The following is a 15,822-nucleotide window of genomic DNA, read 5'->3' on the forward strand; positions in this document are numbered from 1 at the left end:
TACGGTGTTTTATTCAAAATAGTAGAAAGAAAATGAGCACATCCTCAAATAACAGCATATTCAGCCCTTTTACAGGACTCTTATTGGCATTAGCCATCTTATTTCAGTATCTATTACCGTGGTGGTCTATGGCTTTGGCAAGTGCTATAGCTGCATTTTTGTTAGCAAGCTCGGCGGGAGGAGCTTTTCGAATAGGTGCATTCATCAATATACTTGTGTGGCTAGCACTAGCCTTTTGGAGCCATTGGCGAAGCGAAGGCATTCTGACGACTAAAATTGCAGGCGTTTTACCCTTAGGTGGCAGCGCTGTTGCCCTATTTGTGGTGACCCTTGTCGTAGGAGGATTAATCGGAGGACTCGGAGCACTCAGTGGTTTTCAAATAAGACAATTAATCAAGAAATAAGGGTAGAATTCCCCCTTATACTTCTAAAAGTAGCTATTACCAAACCTCAATTTGCATTTTTGGGTCAAGAATGATTATCTTGTCAAAGATTAGCATCAGATAGATAGGCAGTCACCCACACCAATACTATGCTGAGTAACAGTGAGAAAACGATGGATAATTCCTAAAAAAAACTATCTTTGCGAACATTTTTTAACCAGTATCATCTGATTTATCAATACTATTAACAATTTAAAAATGAAAAAATTATCCCTAATTTTGTGTGGAGGTTTGGCAATTGCAACAACTTTATTCTCTTGTAACAAAGGCGAAGAAAAAGCAAGTACAGCTTCTTCATCTTCTGCTGCAATCTCAGTTGACGGAAAAAAAGTAGTTTTTGTAAATACAGATTCTTTATTGACGAACTATCAATTTTACAAAGACGCTCAAAAAGAATTTGAAAACAAAGGTTACCGTTTGCAAGTTGATTTAGGTCAACGTGAGCGTGCTCTTCAAACTGAAGGCGCTGCAATCCAACAACGTGCTCAAGCAATGACTCAAGCAGAATTGCAAGCAGCAGACATGATGTTGAGAAAGAAAGCTGGCGAATTGCAACAATACAGCCAACAAAAGCAAGCTGCTTTGGCTCAAGAGCAAGCTAAAAAACAAGAAGAACTTTACTCAAACATTCGTGAGTATATCAAAAAGCACAATGCTGAGAACAAATACGAGTTTGTTTTAGGTTATAGTTCAAATGGTGGTGGTATTCTATATGCTGACAACGCAGTAGATGTAACACAGCAAATTATCGACGGTCTTAACAAAGAATACGCTGAGAAAAAAGGTGCTGCTAAGAAATAATCTTATCTGCCCGACTTAGCTATAAGTCTTTTGCTCATAAAGCCATACAGCCATAAACTGTATGGCTTTTTTTGTCATAACTAGAGCAAAAAACTATTTATGAAATTGAAATGAATGAGATACATCTCTCATTAGGGCTGTACGAATGATTTCAAACTATTGCAGATTTGGGATTTCTGATTTCGGAAATAACGTAAAATACCTTTGTTTTTTGCAAAATATAGAAGATTATACTTCCGAAATCCAACATCAGATATCCGAAATAAACAGTTTTTATCATCTTTCGTACAGTGCCAATCTCTCATTCATAATTCACACAATCACAATTAATAAAATGGGAAAAGAGAAAATTGAAAAAAGTATTAATATCAAAAACAAAAGAGCTTCTTTTGAATACTTTTTCCTAGAAACCTATACAGCTGGAATTATGCTCATGGGAACCGAAATCAAATCTATTCGTCAAGGAAAAGTAAACCTAACAGACGCCTATTGCGTGTTTTTGAATGAAGAGCTATTCATCCGTCAGATGAATATTTCGAAATATAGCGAAGGTACTCACTATAATCACGAACCTCTTCGCGATAGAAAATTGTTGTTGACCAAACGTGAGTTAGGAAAGTTACAAAACAAACTAAAAGACCAAGGCTTAACGATGGTTCCTACGCGCATGTATATTTCGGATAGAGGTTTTGCTAAGGTTGAAATCGCTTTAGCAAAAGGTAAAAAACTGTACGATAAGCGTGAAACCATCAAGGAAAAAGATGTAAAACGCAACATGGAACGAGAATAATTGAGGGAATCTGTATTGATCTATTTCGGATATCTGATGTTGGATTTCGGGAGTGTAAGCTTCTATTTTCTGTAAAAAATAAAGGTATTTTACTTTATTTCCGAAATCAGAAATCCCCAATCCGCAATAGTTTGAAATCATTCACGATTAAAGCGTACGTTTCAGTAAAAAGATAAAATTATGTTGGAGAGAATACCAGTCAACTTGATTACTGGCTATTTGGGAGTTGGGAAAACCACTGCTATCGTCAATCTGCTCAGAGAAAAGCCAGAAGACGAAAAATGGGCTGTATTAGTCAATGACTTTGGCGAAGTGTCTATCGACCACCTTACGTTGGCATCCGAAGGCGACAAGGAATTGCAAGTCATGGAAGTAGAAGGAGGTTGTATTTGTTGCTCGGCAGCACAAAATATGCACTTTTCGCTTCAAATGATGCTGACGCGTTTGCGTCCCAATCGTATTTTGATTGAACCAACAGGTATGGGACATCCTGCCAGCATTTTGGATTTGTTGCGCAGTCGTGCCTTTTCAAATGATATTTACGTTGATACCACCATTTGTATCCTGAATCCAGCGCAACTGAGTCGTGAGCGTTATCAAACCGACGGTACTTATCTCGATCAGATTTCGCTGGCAGATGTGTTGGTAGCCAACAAAACCGATTTGTGTACAGAGGAAGAACTTGAGTTTTTTTGGGAATATGCAGAAGAGTTATATCCACCTAAATTAGTTATAGATAGGATTGAGCAAGGACGTTTAAAACCCGAATGGTTAAGTTTAGGAATTGATGAAAATCGTTTACCTCAATTCCCAAATGAACATTTGCAACATGAGTCGCCAGTAGAAAATCATACGACCCAATCAGTTTTATTTCAGCAAGTTCCAAGAGTAGGAAAACCCCTCATGAAGCCCAACAAAGGCTTGGGAAGTTATTCATGCGGTTGGATTTTTTCTCATAAAGAAGTATTCGACCTCAACAAGCTCAATATGTTGATTGTACGCTGGTATTTTGACAGTAAAATCCACCGAGCTAAAGGAATTTTACGAACGGGAGAAGATTGGTATTTATACAATTGTGTAGAAGGAATGCCAACAAGCCATTATTTGGCCTACAGAAGAGATAGTCGTTTGGAACTCATTTCATCTGAGCCACTCGATTGGAAAGCATTACAGCTCCAAATTCAGGAGTGTATTGTGTAAGAATGAATGTTCTTGTCTAAAAACTCTTATTTCTAGTAGCGAGGTAAAGCTCCTGCTACTAGAAAATACTATTCACCCATTCTCTCAACTATCCAAACCATTGCCATGATAATCATTAACACTGCCCCAATTTGGCGAAAAATGGTGTAGTATCGAGTTTGAGAAAGTAAAATCAATAAAGGAAATATCACCAAAATAATACATAGCTGCATTAGTTCGATTCCTATATTAAAACCTAAAATGCTCAAAATCATTTGCTTGACAGAGAGCTCCAAATTAGTCAAGGTTTCGGCAAAAGCCATTCCATGAATTAACCCAAAACCTCCTGCAATTAAGACTTCTTTTTTAGGGTAAATAGGTTTGAAAGCATGTATTGAAGAAATCAAAATTGTGATAGCAATACAGACTTCAATAGGCTTTACGGGTAAATTCAGCCATTGAGAAGCACCCAACAGTAAGGTTAACGAATGTCCAATGGTAAAGGCTGTTACTATTTTAAGCAAGGACAATAAGCTTGGCTTGAGCCCTTTGTAGGTACTCCATTTTTTATCTTCCACCACAAGCATGGCTGGCAAAAGCAAGGTCAAAATAAACAAAATATGATCGGTACCTTCTGCGATATGGTCGATTCCTAATACTACCATATTTTTGAATCCTTGCCAGACACTTCCCTCCTGTAGACTGACTTGAAAAACGGGAATCTTACCCGTTTGAGTGTCCAGCGCAATTACCCCAATTTGTTGTAAAGTTGAATCCTCCGAAACCAAACCTTGTTGCCAGTCTTCTTTGATATTTACCAAAATTTGATGACTAGCTACTTGATGCAAGATTACATCATAATCAAAGTAAAAATTACGTAAATCATAATTCAATGGTGGCGTTATCATAAACTCAACGATCAGCTCTTTATAGTCGCCCGTGGCACGATTTGTTTTTTCCTCAGTTACCCACATTTTCCCTAATGTAACTGCCCAAGCCTTGCCATCAAAACTCTTTGGGCGAATATGCGCCATCAAGTAATGACGAAGCGTATCCCCAAGGCGCTCAACCAAATGTTCAGAATTGTCATTTACACTCATTCCTATGGCAGATTGGAGCTCACCTAAAGGTAATTGTATTTCTCCTGAAATACTTTTTTCATGTACTTTCAGCACCACCATCGAACTTGGCATAGGGTGACTAAAAAGTTGAAAACTTCCTAAAAAAACAAAAGAAGATATATAGATTTAAGTTTAACGGACGACATAAGTACGAGTGGCGATTTTGAAATGTAGAGTTTTGAGCTTACGTATGTGGGCAAAATCTTATCCACTTTACCCACATTAAGATTTAGTCTAAAACTATAAAATGTTTCTACAGAAAATGATTGAAATATGGTTACCGAATCCTCATGACTGATTACTAAAAAAAATTTACATTCACAATTCACCACTCGCAATTCAGCATTAATACCACCTAGTTGCTACCATAATCAGCTTTTCTATCTCTCCACACAGAGTGAGGATGATTAGCGTTTCGAACGATAATACCTCCTTGCATCGAAAATTCAATCCATACATTAGGGCCGTCGATTAGTACGTAGTCGCCACTATTGGTCAAACTGGTATTTCCATAATAAGAAATATAGGTATCTGCTATATCAGCTTTATATTTTGCGTAAACCGCAGCAGCAGCTTTGTCATCCAAATCATCTGTGTAAGTTTTGATAGCCGCTAATACCAACTCTTGCTTGGCAGCAGTCAAGTTTCCTACTTTTATACCAGTTTTAGTAGTGGGAAACTTGTTATCTTGAGCAGGCCCCAAAATCAAATCATTCTGAGCCGCTGAACGCTTCGCTGTTGCTAATTCTGTTGAACTTAGCCCATTCAACATATTAGCCAATGCAGTTAGTTCTTGTTGCATGGGATTGTATGTGACTGTTTTCCATGTGTAAGTAGGAAATGGTTCGGTAGAACGAAACGAAGGGGTACCACCTGTCATTTTTCCACCATTATAGGTATAAATAATGGTTCCGTGGTGACCACCTATCTGCAAGCACCAAAGGCCTGTTGTACTTGGGGTTCCTATAAAAGCAATATAGTAGTTGCCAGATCCATAATCTGAACCTCCACCAATCGAGTTCAAGTAGTCATCCGCCGCCAGAATGCCTAAATATTCGGCATTACCTTCATTGGTTACTGAACTTGTAGCTACTTTTAATAAATTATAAAAAGCTGTCCACTGTGCCGTATTCAAAGTACTTGTCTGTAAACCCGAGCGACCACGGTACAATCCTTCGGGAAGGTTCGACCATTTTTGAGCATGAGCTTTGTTGTAAGTATCCTGTAACGAAGTAATTTGTGTAGATGAAAGCGTAGCTTTAAATGCCTCCGCCATCGAAACGATATTGGTAATGTCTGTATCTATAGACCAAGTAGTACCTGTTCCGCTTGAACTCGATGAGCCTGAGCTAGCAGTATTGACAGTCATGGAGATAGTACATGATTGCCCTGCAACAGTAATGGCAAAAGTAGCAGTACCACTTGTCGCAGGGGTGCCTGTAATAGCAAAGGTTACAGAACCCGTTCCAGACGCCAATGTTCCTGCTGCGAGCGTGGCCGTCAGACCAGTTACTCCCGACGATGCAACCGCCGTGCCAGTAGCATAGGCACCTCCATTACCACCAGTGTAAGGAACAGTAGCTGTGCCCGTAAAGGCAGTACCAGCTACAGGGGTAGCCGAAAAGGTTGTAGAAGAACAGTTTAAGGTAGAAATAGACGCCGTAGCAGAAGAAGAAACAACAGAGTCATCTTGTTTACAGCTAAAGGCTATCAATGTGGCAAATAAAATTGCGATTGCAATAGTGATTTTGAATTTCATATCCTTGATTGGTTTTGATTGATTACATACCTGTGACTCGAGAATATGAGAGTTCGTTATTGAAAAATAGTTGATTAAAAGTGAACAGGAAAAATCAGTAGGCGAATCGCCCAAAAGAGGATTTTATAAGACAAAATGTTTATTTTCATAGACCATTATATAAGTAAAAGTCCATTGCATCAAAAATGACACAATGGACTTTATATCATAAGATTGAGTGTTAAGCTCAATCATCAATAATTCGCGATTACTTATGCAACTCCCACTTGCTTCAAATACATCACATGCGAACGTAAGGCACTTAAAACACTTGGATATTCAAGATATTCAATGCCAAATTGCTGACAAGTTTCTCTTACCAACTCGTTGATTTTTGGATAATGGATATGACTGATTTTCGGGAAAAGGTGATGTTCTACCTGAAAATTAAGACCTCCAGTAAACCATGAAACAATTTTGTTACGAGTAGCAAAATTGGCAGTAGTTTGGATTTGGTGAATGGCCCATTCTACATTAATCTTAGAAGTTTCTTCATCTGGCATTGGAAATGTTGTGTGTTCTACAACGTGTGCCAATTGGAATACTACTGCACTTACAAACCCACAAACAAAGGCAATAACAAAATAACCAATCATAGCATCTACAATTCCTAAACGGTAAATAGGCAATGCTACAAAAACTGCTACATAACCGATTTTGGTAATCCAGAAAATAAGATGTTCTTTGGTATCCATTTTTCTAAATTTTGTTTCGCCTACTTTTCCAGTAAAGTATTTTTGGAAATCTTGCCAGTAAATCCACAACAAATATGTCCAACCATACAAAAACACCCAATAGATGTATTGAAAACGGTGAAACCAATATTTTTCCTGTGTAGAACTTACACGAATCCAAGGCTTAATATCAATATCATCGTCCATCCCATCGATATTAGTAAATGAGTGGTGATTGAAATTATGTTTAAATTTCCACAAGTACACACTTCCACCAATCATATTCAACGAATACCCCATCAATTCATTTACCCATTTACGCTCTGAAAAGCTCCCATGAGCACCATCATGCATGATGTTGAATCCAATTGCAGCCATATTGAACCCTAATAAAGCTGAAAGCAAAATAGAGACCCAAGCAGTAGGTGTAAAAAACACCAAAATCAAGTACAATGCAACTGCACTGGCAAGGAGGGTCGTTGATTTGAAATACAACTTGTAATTACCTGTTGGCTTAATCTGGTTAGCTTGAAAATAATCGTTTACTTTTTTGCGTAATGCATTAAAAAAACACTGTTCTTGTTGTTGAAACTTACTTTTTCCATTGAGATGGTTTTCTTGTATAATCAATTTTAATTCCCTTTACAGAGTTTTATCTTCAAAGATTATAGGGTTAGTTTTGAGTATTAACTAGTTGTTGATTTTTTTGTTTTAAAAAATGTGCCATAAATCCTTGGCATTACAAATGTATTAATTTTCAGCCTTTTTTTTACCTGCTAACTGCCCACAAGCTGCATCAATATCTTTACCTCTTGAGCGACGCACATTTACAACCATTCCTTTTTCGTCTAAAAACTTCGCAAATTTTTCCAAAGTCAATGGATCAGTGTTAGTATAGTTGGCCTCCGCAATAGGATTATATTCAATAATGTTAATCTTACAAGGAAACTGTTTGGCAAATTGCCAAAGTTCTTTTGCGTCCTCTAAGGTATCGTTGAAACGATAGAAAACGATATATTCAAGTGTAATTCTACTTCCTGTTTTTTTGTAAAAATACTGCAATGCTTCTTTGAGGGCTTCTAATGTATTGCTCTCATTGATTGGCATAATTTGATTACGCTTCACATCATTAGCAGCGTGTAAAGACAATGCCAAGTTGAATTTTACTTCATCATCGCCTAATTTTTTTATCATTTTGGCAATACCCGCTGTCGATACCGTAATGCGTTTGGGCGACATTCCTAGGCCTTCTGGCGATGTAATATGCTCGATTGACTGCAATACGTTGGCATAATTCAATAAAGGCTCGCCCATACCCATATACACAATATTGGTCAATGGCGTTTGATAATGCCCTTCTGCTTGGTCACGGATGCGCACCACTTGATCATAAATTTCGGCAGGGTCAAGATTACGCTTGCGATCCATATAACCCGTAGCGCAAAACTTACACGTTAAAGAGCAACCTACTTGTGAGGATACACAAGCAGTCATACGGTCATCGGCAGGAATTAGTACGCCTTCTACCAAATTTTGGTCAAATAACTGAAACGAAGACTTAATCGTTTTGTCAGAAGATACTTGTTTTTCAGCTACTGTAACGGCACGAATTTCAAAATTTTCGTCCAAAACCTCTCTCATCTTTTTAGAGAGGTTTGTCATTTCGTCAAAACTTTGTACAGATTTTTTCCAAAGCCACTCATATACCTGTTTGGCTCTAAATCCTTGCTCGCCCTTTTCTACCAAAAACTCTTTAATTTGGCTAAGGCTCAGCTTTCTAATATCTTTTTTGTTAGCTACTACAACTTCCATAATAAACTTTATACTTAAATCGAGATGAGTCGATATGCCTACTTTCTAGGACTCTCAATATTTCTGATGAGTACTCCACGAAAGATACTAGAGGGTATTGATTTAGTTTTTTGATTTCGGAAGTAAGTAATAGGAAAGATTAAATTAATAGTATATCTGAGGCAAAATTTGACTATAATCTTTTGATTATGAATATTTTCAAATAACCAATATACTGTTAACTAATAACGTTTTCCTACTTACAACCCACTTTTTACTTAATATTCTATCAACAACAGAGTTGTTTTACTTTATTCCCGAAATCAGAAATCCTCAATCCGCAATAGTTTGAAATCTTTCGTACAGCCCTAATTTTTAATGCTGTGCACAACTCATATCTTTTGTGGCTACAACTATCCTCGGATAGTCTAGTTTTAATAAACAAGTGATTGATTTTGCAAAGGTACGACTAATTTTTATCGGATTGATATTCAGAGAGGTAGTTAAATACAATGATTTATCGCATTTTATGGATTCATGGTATTTTTGTAAAAACTTATAAACAATTGTTATACAGTTTTTTACAATTTAATAATATTCTATGAGTTGGTTGGAGGAAAACAATCTTATGATTTATGTGGCTCGCTAAATCTCTTAATTTGTGTAGGAACTTTATCCACAGCTTTTTCAATAATTGAAGGAGCAAATGGTTTTACAATAGGTAATAAATAGTAAGGACCTTTCTCGTTTTTGGGAGGAATTTGCACTCCAATCGCCGAGCCAAGCCACAGAATGATACTAATCCCAAAAGCCCAAGTCATTCCACCAACCAAAGCACCTACTAAGGAATCAAATTGCCCCAATACAGTAGCTTTAATAGATTTGCGGAGTACCCAGCCCAATTTATTAATCAGATAAACAATCGGGAAAAATACTGCTCCAAAACCAACATAAGGTAATACCCTATCGGTTACCTTGCTGGTCATGTAAGGCGATAGCCAATCAGATGCAACACCTAGGGTTTTGAAGCCAATAATGACAGAAATGATAAAAGCCAATATAGAAATTACTTCTATGATAATTCCTCGTTGGTAGCCAATAAAAGCTCCCCACAGAATTGGAAGAAGTATAAAAATATCAATGACTTTCACAGAATAGAAGGTTGAAAAACTGTTGATTTTGAGTAAATCTATCAAAATCAACAGTCAAAAATGTAAGAAAATTATCCTAAAAGTGCTTTAACAGTAGCAGAAACAACTTTGCCATCTGCTAATCCAGCTAATTCTTTGGTAGCAACACCCATTACTTTACCCATATCTGAAGGAGCAGAAGCACCTACACGAGCAATGATCTCAGTCAATTTGGCTTTTAATTCTTCTTCTGTTAATTGTTTTGGCAAAAACTCTTCAATGACAGTCAACTCAGCTTGTTCTTTTTCTGCCAAATCGCTACGACCTTGCGCCACGAATACTTCCATTGAGTCCTTACGTTGTTTGGCTGCTTTTGTCAAGATTTTCATTTCAGCGTCTGTAGTCAATTCGCCAGTACTGTTACCAGAAGTTTCTTCTAATAAAATTAAAGATTTGATAGCACGAAGCGCTCTCAAACGATCTTGATCTTTGGCACGCATGGCATCTTTGATACCACCTTCGATATTTGATTTTAGTGACATAGTTCTATTTGATAAATAATTGTTTTAAAATTAAAAGGGTATTTACTGTGAGCATTAGGCAAAAAAAGTTTCTATTACTTCATAAGAAATACTATTTAACATTTAGCCTACCGCCAAAGGCATATCATCAACTTTCTCTCATTGACCCGAAAACCAATTGCTGAAACCCGATACCCAAAATACTGTTTCTTACTTTTGAACAAAAATCATCCGCAAAACATTTCCATAACAGGAGCTATGCTATAACTTCACAGAAATTTTGTACAGTTTTTACAAAAATACAAAACTATTCAATCATTCACCATTACTCTCGACATTCGAGCACTTTTGTCGAGCATTGCTTTTGAATACTATGACTAAACTTAGTGTAAATATCAACAAGATTGCTACCATTCGTAACTCAAGAGGTGGCAACAATCCTAATGTGGTTAAAGTCGCTATGGACTGCGAGCGCTTTGGTGCAGAAGGTATTACAGTACACCCTCGTCCTGACGAGCGCCATATTCGTTATCAGGATGTATATGATTTGAAAGAAATCGTCACCACCGAGTTCAATATCGAAGGTAACCCTACCGAAGGCAAGTTTGTAGAGTTGGTATTAGCTACCAAACCCACGCAAGTAACCCTTGTGCCTGATGCGCTTGGCGCTATTACATCAAATGCAGGATGGGATACCATTACGCATAAAAGTCGCTTGCAAGATTTAATTGCGATGTTTAAGGAAGCAGGTATTCGTACATCAATTTTTGTGGATGCCGACGAGCGTATGGTTGAAGGAGCCAAAGAAACAGGTACAGACCGCATTGAGCTTTATACCGAGCCTTATGCTGAACATTACCTACAAAACCGTGAAGCTGCGATTAAAGATTTTATCAGTGCTGCCAAAGTGGCGAATCAATTAGGACTGGGCATCAATGCTGGACATGACTTGAGTTTGGAAAACCTTCGCTACTTCCAACAAAATATTCCTAACCTTTTAGAAGTGTCTATTGGTCATGCATTAGTATGCGATGCGCTCTATTATGGACTCGAAAATACGGTACAATTGTATCTAAGAGAGACAAAGGCGGTAGATTAAAAAGATGGTGTCAGAATTCAACTGACACCATTTTCATTTAACATTAATTTTCGGCAACTGTCAAATAAATACATATTTCATCCATTGACTTTTGTCAATATATGTCACGACAGATAAATTTGTAATTACTAAATAACTAATCACAAATGTATTGGACCAACTTACTTAGTGGCGGCTGAGTAAAGGGTAATTAAAATTGATACAACTTCTGACAAACTAAACAAACTCATTGTACAAAGTGGCGGCTTTGGACGATAGTGTTCTGTCTTGTCAGAAGTTTTTTTATATCTCCTTATCGCCAAGCATTTCTTGTCCTTGTACGACTACTTTTATTCCAACAACGAGCCCATCTTTTCTGATAAAAAATACAGCAGCTCCGTAATTCGCTTCCTCAAATTCATCATCTTGTTTTTTGCTCAATTTAGTTTCAGGATAATCTCCTGCCAAAGCCACCAATGAGCCATTTTTATAATAAATCTTGATTTTAGGAATCTGATCATTGGCTTGCATTTTATAATTCCCAAAGTAGTCTTTGAAGCTCAATGAGTCGGCCTGTACTGAAATAGTCTGAGGAATAGTGATGTCAGATGACTGAGCTGTAGGCTGTCCCACCGAAAGCAGTGAAGCGATAAGTAAATGATGCATGGTTAAAATGTTTGAGTTGATTAAGGAATTTGGGAAAGAAAACTCATACTATCAATTCATTTTCAAAGATTTAACAAGAATATAAATTTTATTTTTTCCAGCCGAATGCTTTTTATCGCTATGCTCACGCATAATTGTCGAGGGAAAAATACTTCTTATGACACTCTTCGATGTATAAATCTCCATAGAAGATTTTTCACAAACAAGATACCAAATTCTCTACAAAACTAAATTTATTATTAAAAAAAATTACATAAAAATATTATGCAAGCATACTTTTTATGTAATTTTAAAATAGTTTTTCTTCTCTGGTATTCAAATCATCAAAAACTAGCGTTTAACTATGAACGAAGCTTATATCTACGATGCCGTTCGCACCCCTCGTGGAAGAGGTAAATCTGATGGCTCACTACACGATATCCAACCTGTACAATTAGCCCAACAAGTATTAGAGCAACTCCGTGACCGCAACCAACTCGATACTTCATTGGTCGATGATGTAATTATGGGTTGTGTAACGCCTATTGGTGAACAAGGTGCAGATATTGCTCGCACAGCAGTTTTGGCAGCGGGTTATCCACAGTCGGTCGCAGGTGTACAAATCAACCGCTTTTGTTCTTCTGGCTTAGAGGCCGTTAATATGGCGGCGGCTTATATCATGTCGGGTCAACAAGAATTGATCGTTGCAGGAGGTATAGAGTCGATGTCGCGTGTGGCTATGGGTGCCGATGGTGGCGCTATGATGATGAATCCACAACTTATCGCAACCCACAAATTTGTTCCTCAAGGTATCTCTGCAGATTTGATTGCCACCAAATATGGTTATTCACGTCAGGCAGTTGACCAATTTGCAGTAATATCACAACAACGCGCAGCAGTAGCTCATGCAGATGGACGCTTTAGTCATTCGATGTTTGGGGTAAAAGATGAAATCGGTATTGAGGTGCTCAACTACGATGAAGGTATGCGACCCGACACCACCGTAGAAGGTTTGGCCAAATTGCGCCCTTCTTTCGAAATGATGGGACAAATGGGACTCGACCAGTTAGCATTGATGAAATATCCAGAACTTAACGAAATCAACCACGTTCATCATGCAGGAAACTCCTCACAAATTGTGGATGGTTCAGCAGGAATATTGATAGGAAATAAAGCTATTGGAGAAAAATTGGGTTTGAAGCCAAGAGCAAAGATTTCAGCTTTTGGGGTTTGTGGCTCAGAGCCTACCATTATGCTGACAGGTCCGATACCCGCGACGCAAAAAGTGCTCAAACGCAATGGGATGAACATTCAGGATATAGACTTATTTGAGATTAATGAGGCATTTGCGGCCATTCCTATGCTATTTATGGACGTTTTGGGAGTTGATCATAGCAAGGTTAATGTAAACGGTGGAGCTATTGCTTTGGGGCATCCACTTGGTGCTACAGGGGCAATTATTTTGATGACATTACTCGATGAATTAGAACGCACAGGCAAAGGCACTGGACTTGCCAGTTTATGTATTGGAGGAGGTATGGGAATCGCCACCGTTATTGAGCGTATTTAGGATTTGCTCCACAGTGCTTAAATGATGATTCAACTTCTATTTAATGACGACACAAATGATTACTATCAATATCCAAAACAATATAGCTGTACTAGGTATCAATATCGCTAATCAGCCTATGAATGTGCTCAACAATGAATCTATTCCTGCATTGTCTGAGGCACTTGAAAAAGTCTATACTAATCCTGATGTTAAAGGAATTATTCTGACCTCAGAACGACCTGAGTTTATTGCAGGAGCTGATTTGAAAATGATTCTTCAAAATAATGGGCGAGCTCCCGAAGAACTTTTCAAGCTTTCGATGAGTCTGAATACCATTTTCCGAAAAATGGAAACCAACGGTAAGCCTATTGTGGCAGCCATGAATGGTACGGCATTAGGCGGAGGCTATGAGGTTTGTTTGGCTTGTCATCATCGAGTAGCCCTCAACAATCCTAAATCTATCATTGGTTTGCCAGAAGTAACCATTGGCTTGTTGCCAGGTGGAGGCGGCACACAGCGTCTCCCACGTATGATTGGAATGGAAGCCGCAGCACCGCTATTGCTCGAAGGAAAAAGAGTTTCTCCAAAAGATGCTTTGGCTTTTGGTATGGTCGACCAATTAGCTGATTCGCCTGAAGAAATGTTTCAGAAGGCTGTAGAATGGATAGAAGCACATCCAATTGCGGTACAGCCTTGGGATGAAGTGGATAAAAAAACGGGTAAAATTAAGGCCAGAGAAAACTTCAAAGTACCTGGAGGAAATGTCTTAACGCCTAAAGGTGTCCAATTGATGATGGGCGGTACTGCCATGACTCTCGCCAAAACTCAAGGGAATTATCCTGCCCCTATCGAAATTATGTCATGTGTATATGAAGGCTTGCTGGTCAATATTGACCGTGGCATTGTGATAGAAGCTCGTCATTTTGTAAAAGTAGCCAACTCTTCTGTCGCCAAAAATCTTATCAGAACGACCTTTTTCGGTCTGAATGAAGTAAATAAAGGCGCAGGAAGACCCAAAAATGTCCCAGCAACACAAATCAACAGTATTGGGATATTAGGTGCGGGTATGATGGGCGCGGGCATTGCGTACGTATCTGCACAGGCAGGTTTGAAAGTTGTATTGAAAGATACTTCACTAGAAAATGCGGAAAAGGGTAAGGATTATTCCCGTAAATTATTACAAAAAGGTATTGAGCGTGGTAAAATGACTGCTGAGAAAGCCGAACAAATTTTAGCACTTATTCAAACTACTGATATTTACGAATCACTTCAAGACGTAGATTTGATTATTGAGGCGGTGTTTGAAAACCCAAGCCTCAAGGCCAATGTTACACAAGAGGCAGAAAAGTTCTTACGAGAAGATGGCGTATTTGCTTCAAATACTTCCACTCTTCCTATTACAGAACTGGCAAAAGCGACTCAAAAGCAAGAGAATTTTATAGGTATTCACTTCTTTTCACCTGTAGATAAAATGCAATTGGTAGAAATTATCGTTGGCAAACAAACTAGCGATTATGCGCTCGCCATGGCAATGGATTATGTCAAGAAAATCCGCAAGACACCAATTGTCGTAAATGACTCTAGAGGTTTTTATACTTCGAGGGTATTTAGCACTTATACTGCCGAAGGATTAGAATTGTTGAGAGATGGCGTAAATCCTGTAGTTATCGAAAATGTAGCCAAACAAATAGGCTTTCCTGTCGGCCCATTGGCAGTTTCAGATGAGGTTGCGTTAGATTTGGCTTACAAAATTTCGCACGAATCTGTCCAAGCTGGTGTATTGTCGCCAGATGATACGGCGTATCTAATCAGTAAGCAGTTTACAGAAATGGGACGCTTAGGTAAAAAAGCCAAAGCAGGTTTTTATGAATACCCTGACCCATCTACAGGAAAGAAAAAGTATCTTTGGGAAGGATTATCTCAATTATTTCCCTTAAATTCAGTACAACCTTCTGCCGAAGACATCAAACAGCGACTTTTTTATCGTCAAGTCCTCGAAACCGTAAAGTGTTTTGAAGAGGGAGTTCTTAGAACACCACTCGACGCTGATTTAGGGTCTATTTTTGCTTGGGGATTTCCTGCTTATTTGGGAGGAACACTTTCTTTTGTGGATACAGTGGGAATTGTGGATTTTGTGAAAGAATGTGATAGATTAGCCGATACTTACGGTGAGCGTTTTAGACCAACCACCCAGCTTCGTGAAATGGCTAAAGCAAATAAAGGATTTTATTGATTTCTCACTAGAGATAATTGAACACGACATTCGTAAAGAACGGCATTTCAAGTCTCTATATTAGAT

14 protein-coding genes are annotated in these 15,822 nt (G+C 38.2%); 7 read left to right on the plus strand and 7 right to left on the minus strand.

Translation table 11 applies throughout. The features are described from left to right. Positions 1 to 32 precede the first annotated feature (32 nt). The 4 genes from BWI92_RS04785 to BWI92_RS04800 all read left to right on the plus strand — a co-directional run bounded on the left by BWI92_RS04785 (position 33) and on the right by BWI92_RS04800 (position 3,234). Entirely contained in the window at positions 33 to 404 is a 372-nt protein-coding gene (locus BWI92_RS04785; RefSeq protein WP_095160984.1) for a hypothetical protein, read from the plus strand. 237 nt (positions 405 to 641) lie between these two features. Continuing rightward, positions 642 to 1,244, plus strand: a complete 603-nt coding sequence (locus BWI92_RS04790) for an OmpH family outer membrane protein (protein WP_095160985.1) — start codon at positions 642 to 644, stop codon at positions 1,242 to 1,244. A 334-nt stretch (positions 1,245 to 1,578) separates the two neighbouring features. After that, a complete protein-coding gene (gene smpB / locus BWI92_RS04795) occupies positions 1,579 to 2,034 on the plus strand; it encodes an SsrA-binding protein SmpB (protein WP_095160986.1) in 456 nt (151 codons plus the stop codon). Between the two features lie 180 nt (positions 2,035 to 2,214). After that, the gene (locus BWI92_RS04800) at positions 2,215 to 3,234 is read left to right on the plus strand and encodes a GTP-binding protein (protein ID WP_095160987.1); all 1,020 of its coding nucleotides are present in this window, start codon (positions 2,215 to 2,217) and stop codon (positions 3,232 to 3,234) included. A 68-nt stretch (positions 3,235 to 3,302) separates the two neighbouring features. On the opposite strand, the gene BWI92_RS04805 is transcribed toward BWI92_RS04800, so the two are convergent. From BWI92_RS04805 to BWI92_RS04830, 6 genes are all read right to left on the minus strand, one after another. Next, complete coding sequence (locus tag BWI92_RS04805; RefSeq protein WP_095160988.1) at positions 3,303 to 4,406, minus strand: HupE/UreJ family protein; 1,104 nt, start codon at positions 4,404 to 4,406, stop codon at positions 3,303 to 3,305. Positions 4,407 to 4,689: 283 nt separating this feature from the next. Further along, positions 4,690 to 6,093: a DUF3500 domain-containing protein gene (locus BWI92_RS04810; protein ID WP_095160989.1), complete on the minus strand. Its 1,404-nt coding sequence runs from the start codon at positions 6,091 to 6,093 to the stop codon at positions 4,690 to 4,692. Positions 6,094 to 6,344: 251 nt separating this feature from the next. After that, positions 6,345 to 7,436, minus strand: coding sequence for an acyl-CoA desaturase (locus BWI92_RS04815; protein WP_229362696.1), 1,092 nt, complete (start codon positions 7,434 to 7,436; stop codon positions 6,345 to 6,347). Between the two features lie 120 nt (positions 7,437 to 7,556). Beyond that, the gene (gene rlmN / locus BWI92_RS04820; RefSeq protein ID WP_095160990.1) at positions 7,557 to 8,618 is read right to left on the minus strand and encodes a 23S rRNA (adenine(2503)-C(2))-methyltransferase RlmN; all 1,062 of its coding nucleotides are present in this window, start codon (positions 8,616 to 8,618) and stop codon (positions 7,557 to 7,559) included. A 605-nt stretch (positions 8,619 to 9,223) separates the two neighbouring features. Beyond that, positions 9,224 to 9,748: a CvpA family protein gene (locus tag BWI92_RS04825; protein WP_166576923.1), complete on the minus strand. Its 525-nt coding sequence runs from the start codon at positions 9,746 to 9,748 to the stop codon at positions 9,224 to 9,226. 71 nt (positions 9,749 to 9,819) lie between these two features. Further along, positions 9,820 to 10,269, minus strand: coding sequence for a GatB/YqeY domain-containing protein (locus tag BWI92_RS04830; protein ID WP_095160992.1), 450 nt, complete (start codon positions 10,267 to 10,269; stop codon positions 9,820 to 9,822). A 352-nt stretch (positions 10,270 to 10,621) separates the two neighbouring features. On the opposite strand from BWI92_RS04830, the gene BWI92_RS04835 reads away from it, so the two are divergent. After that, on the plus strand, positions 10,622 to 11,347 hold the full coding sequence (locus BWI92_RS04835; RefSeq protein WP_095160993.1) for a pyridoxine 5'-phosphate synthase: 726 nt from the start codon (positions 10,622 to 10,624) through the stop codon (positions 11,345 to 11,347). A 282-nt stretch (positions 11,348 to 11,629) separates the two neighbouring features. Here the strand turns inward: BWI92_RS04835 and BWI92_RS04840 are convergent, their stop codons facing one another. Further along, on the minus strand, positions 11,630 to 11,992 hold the full coding sequence (locus BWI92_RS04840; protein WP_095160994.1) for a hypothetical protein: 363 nt from the start codon (positions 11,990 to 11,992) through the stop codon (positions 11,630 to 11,632). A gap of 343 nt (positions 11,993 to 12,335) precedes the next feature. Here BWI92_RS04840 and BWI92_RS04845 point away from each other — a divergent pair, with 343 nt between their 5' ends. Both BWI92_RS04845 and BWI92_RS04850 read left to right on the plus strand, forming a co-directional pair. After that, entirely contained in the window at positions 12,336 to 13,541 is a 1,206-nt protein-coding gene (locus tag BWI92_RS04845; RefSeq protein WP_095160995.1) for an acetyl-CoA C-acetyltransferase, read from the plus strand. Between the two features lie 43 nt (positions 13,542 to 13,584). Further along, a complete protein-coding gene (locus BWI92_RS04850) occupies positions 13,585 to 15,756 on the plus strand; it encodes a 3-hydroxyacyl-CoA dehydrogenase NAD-binding domain-containing protein (protein ID WP_409024743.1) in 2,172 nt (723 codons plus the stop codon). Positions 15,757 to 15,822: the final 66 nt, after the last annotated feature.

This window comes from Flectobacillus sp. BAB-3569 (assembly GCF_002270355.1).
In the GTDB taxonomy this organism is placed as follows: Bacteria; Bacteroidota; Bacteroidia; order Cytophagales; family Spirosomataceae; genus Flectobacillus; species Flectobacillus roseus.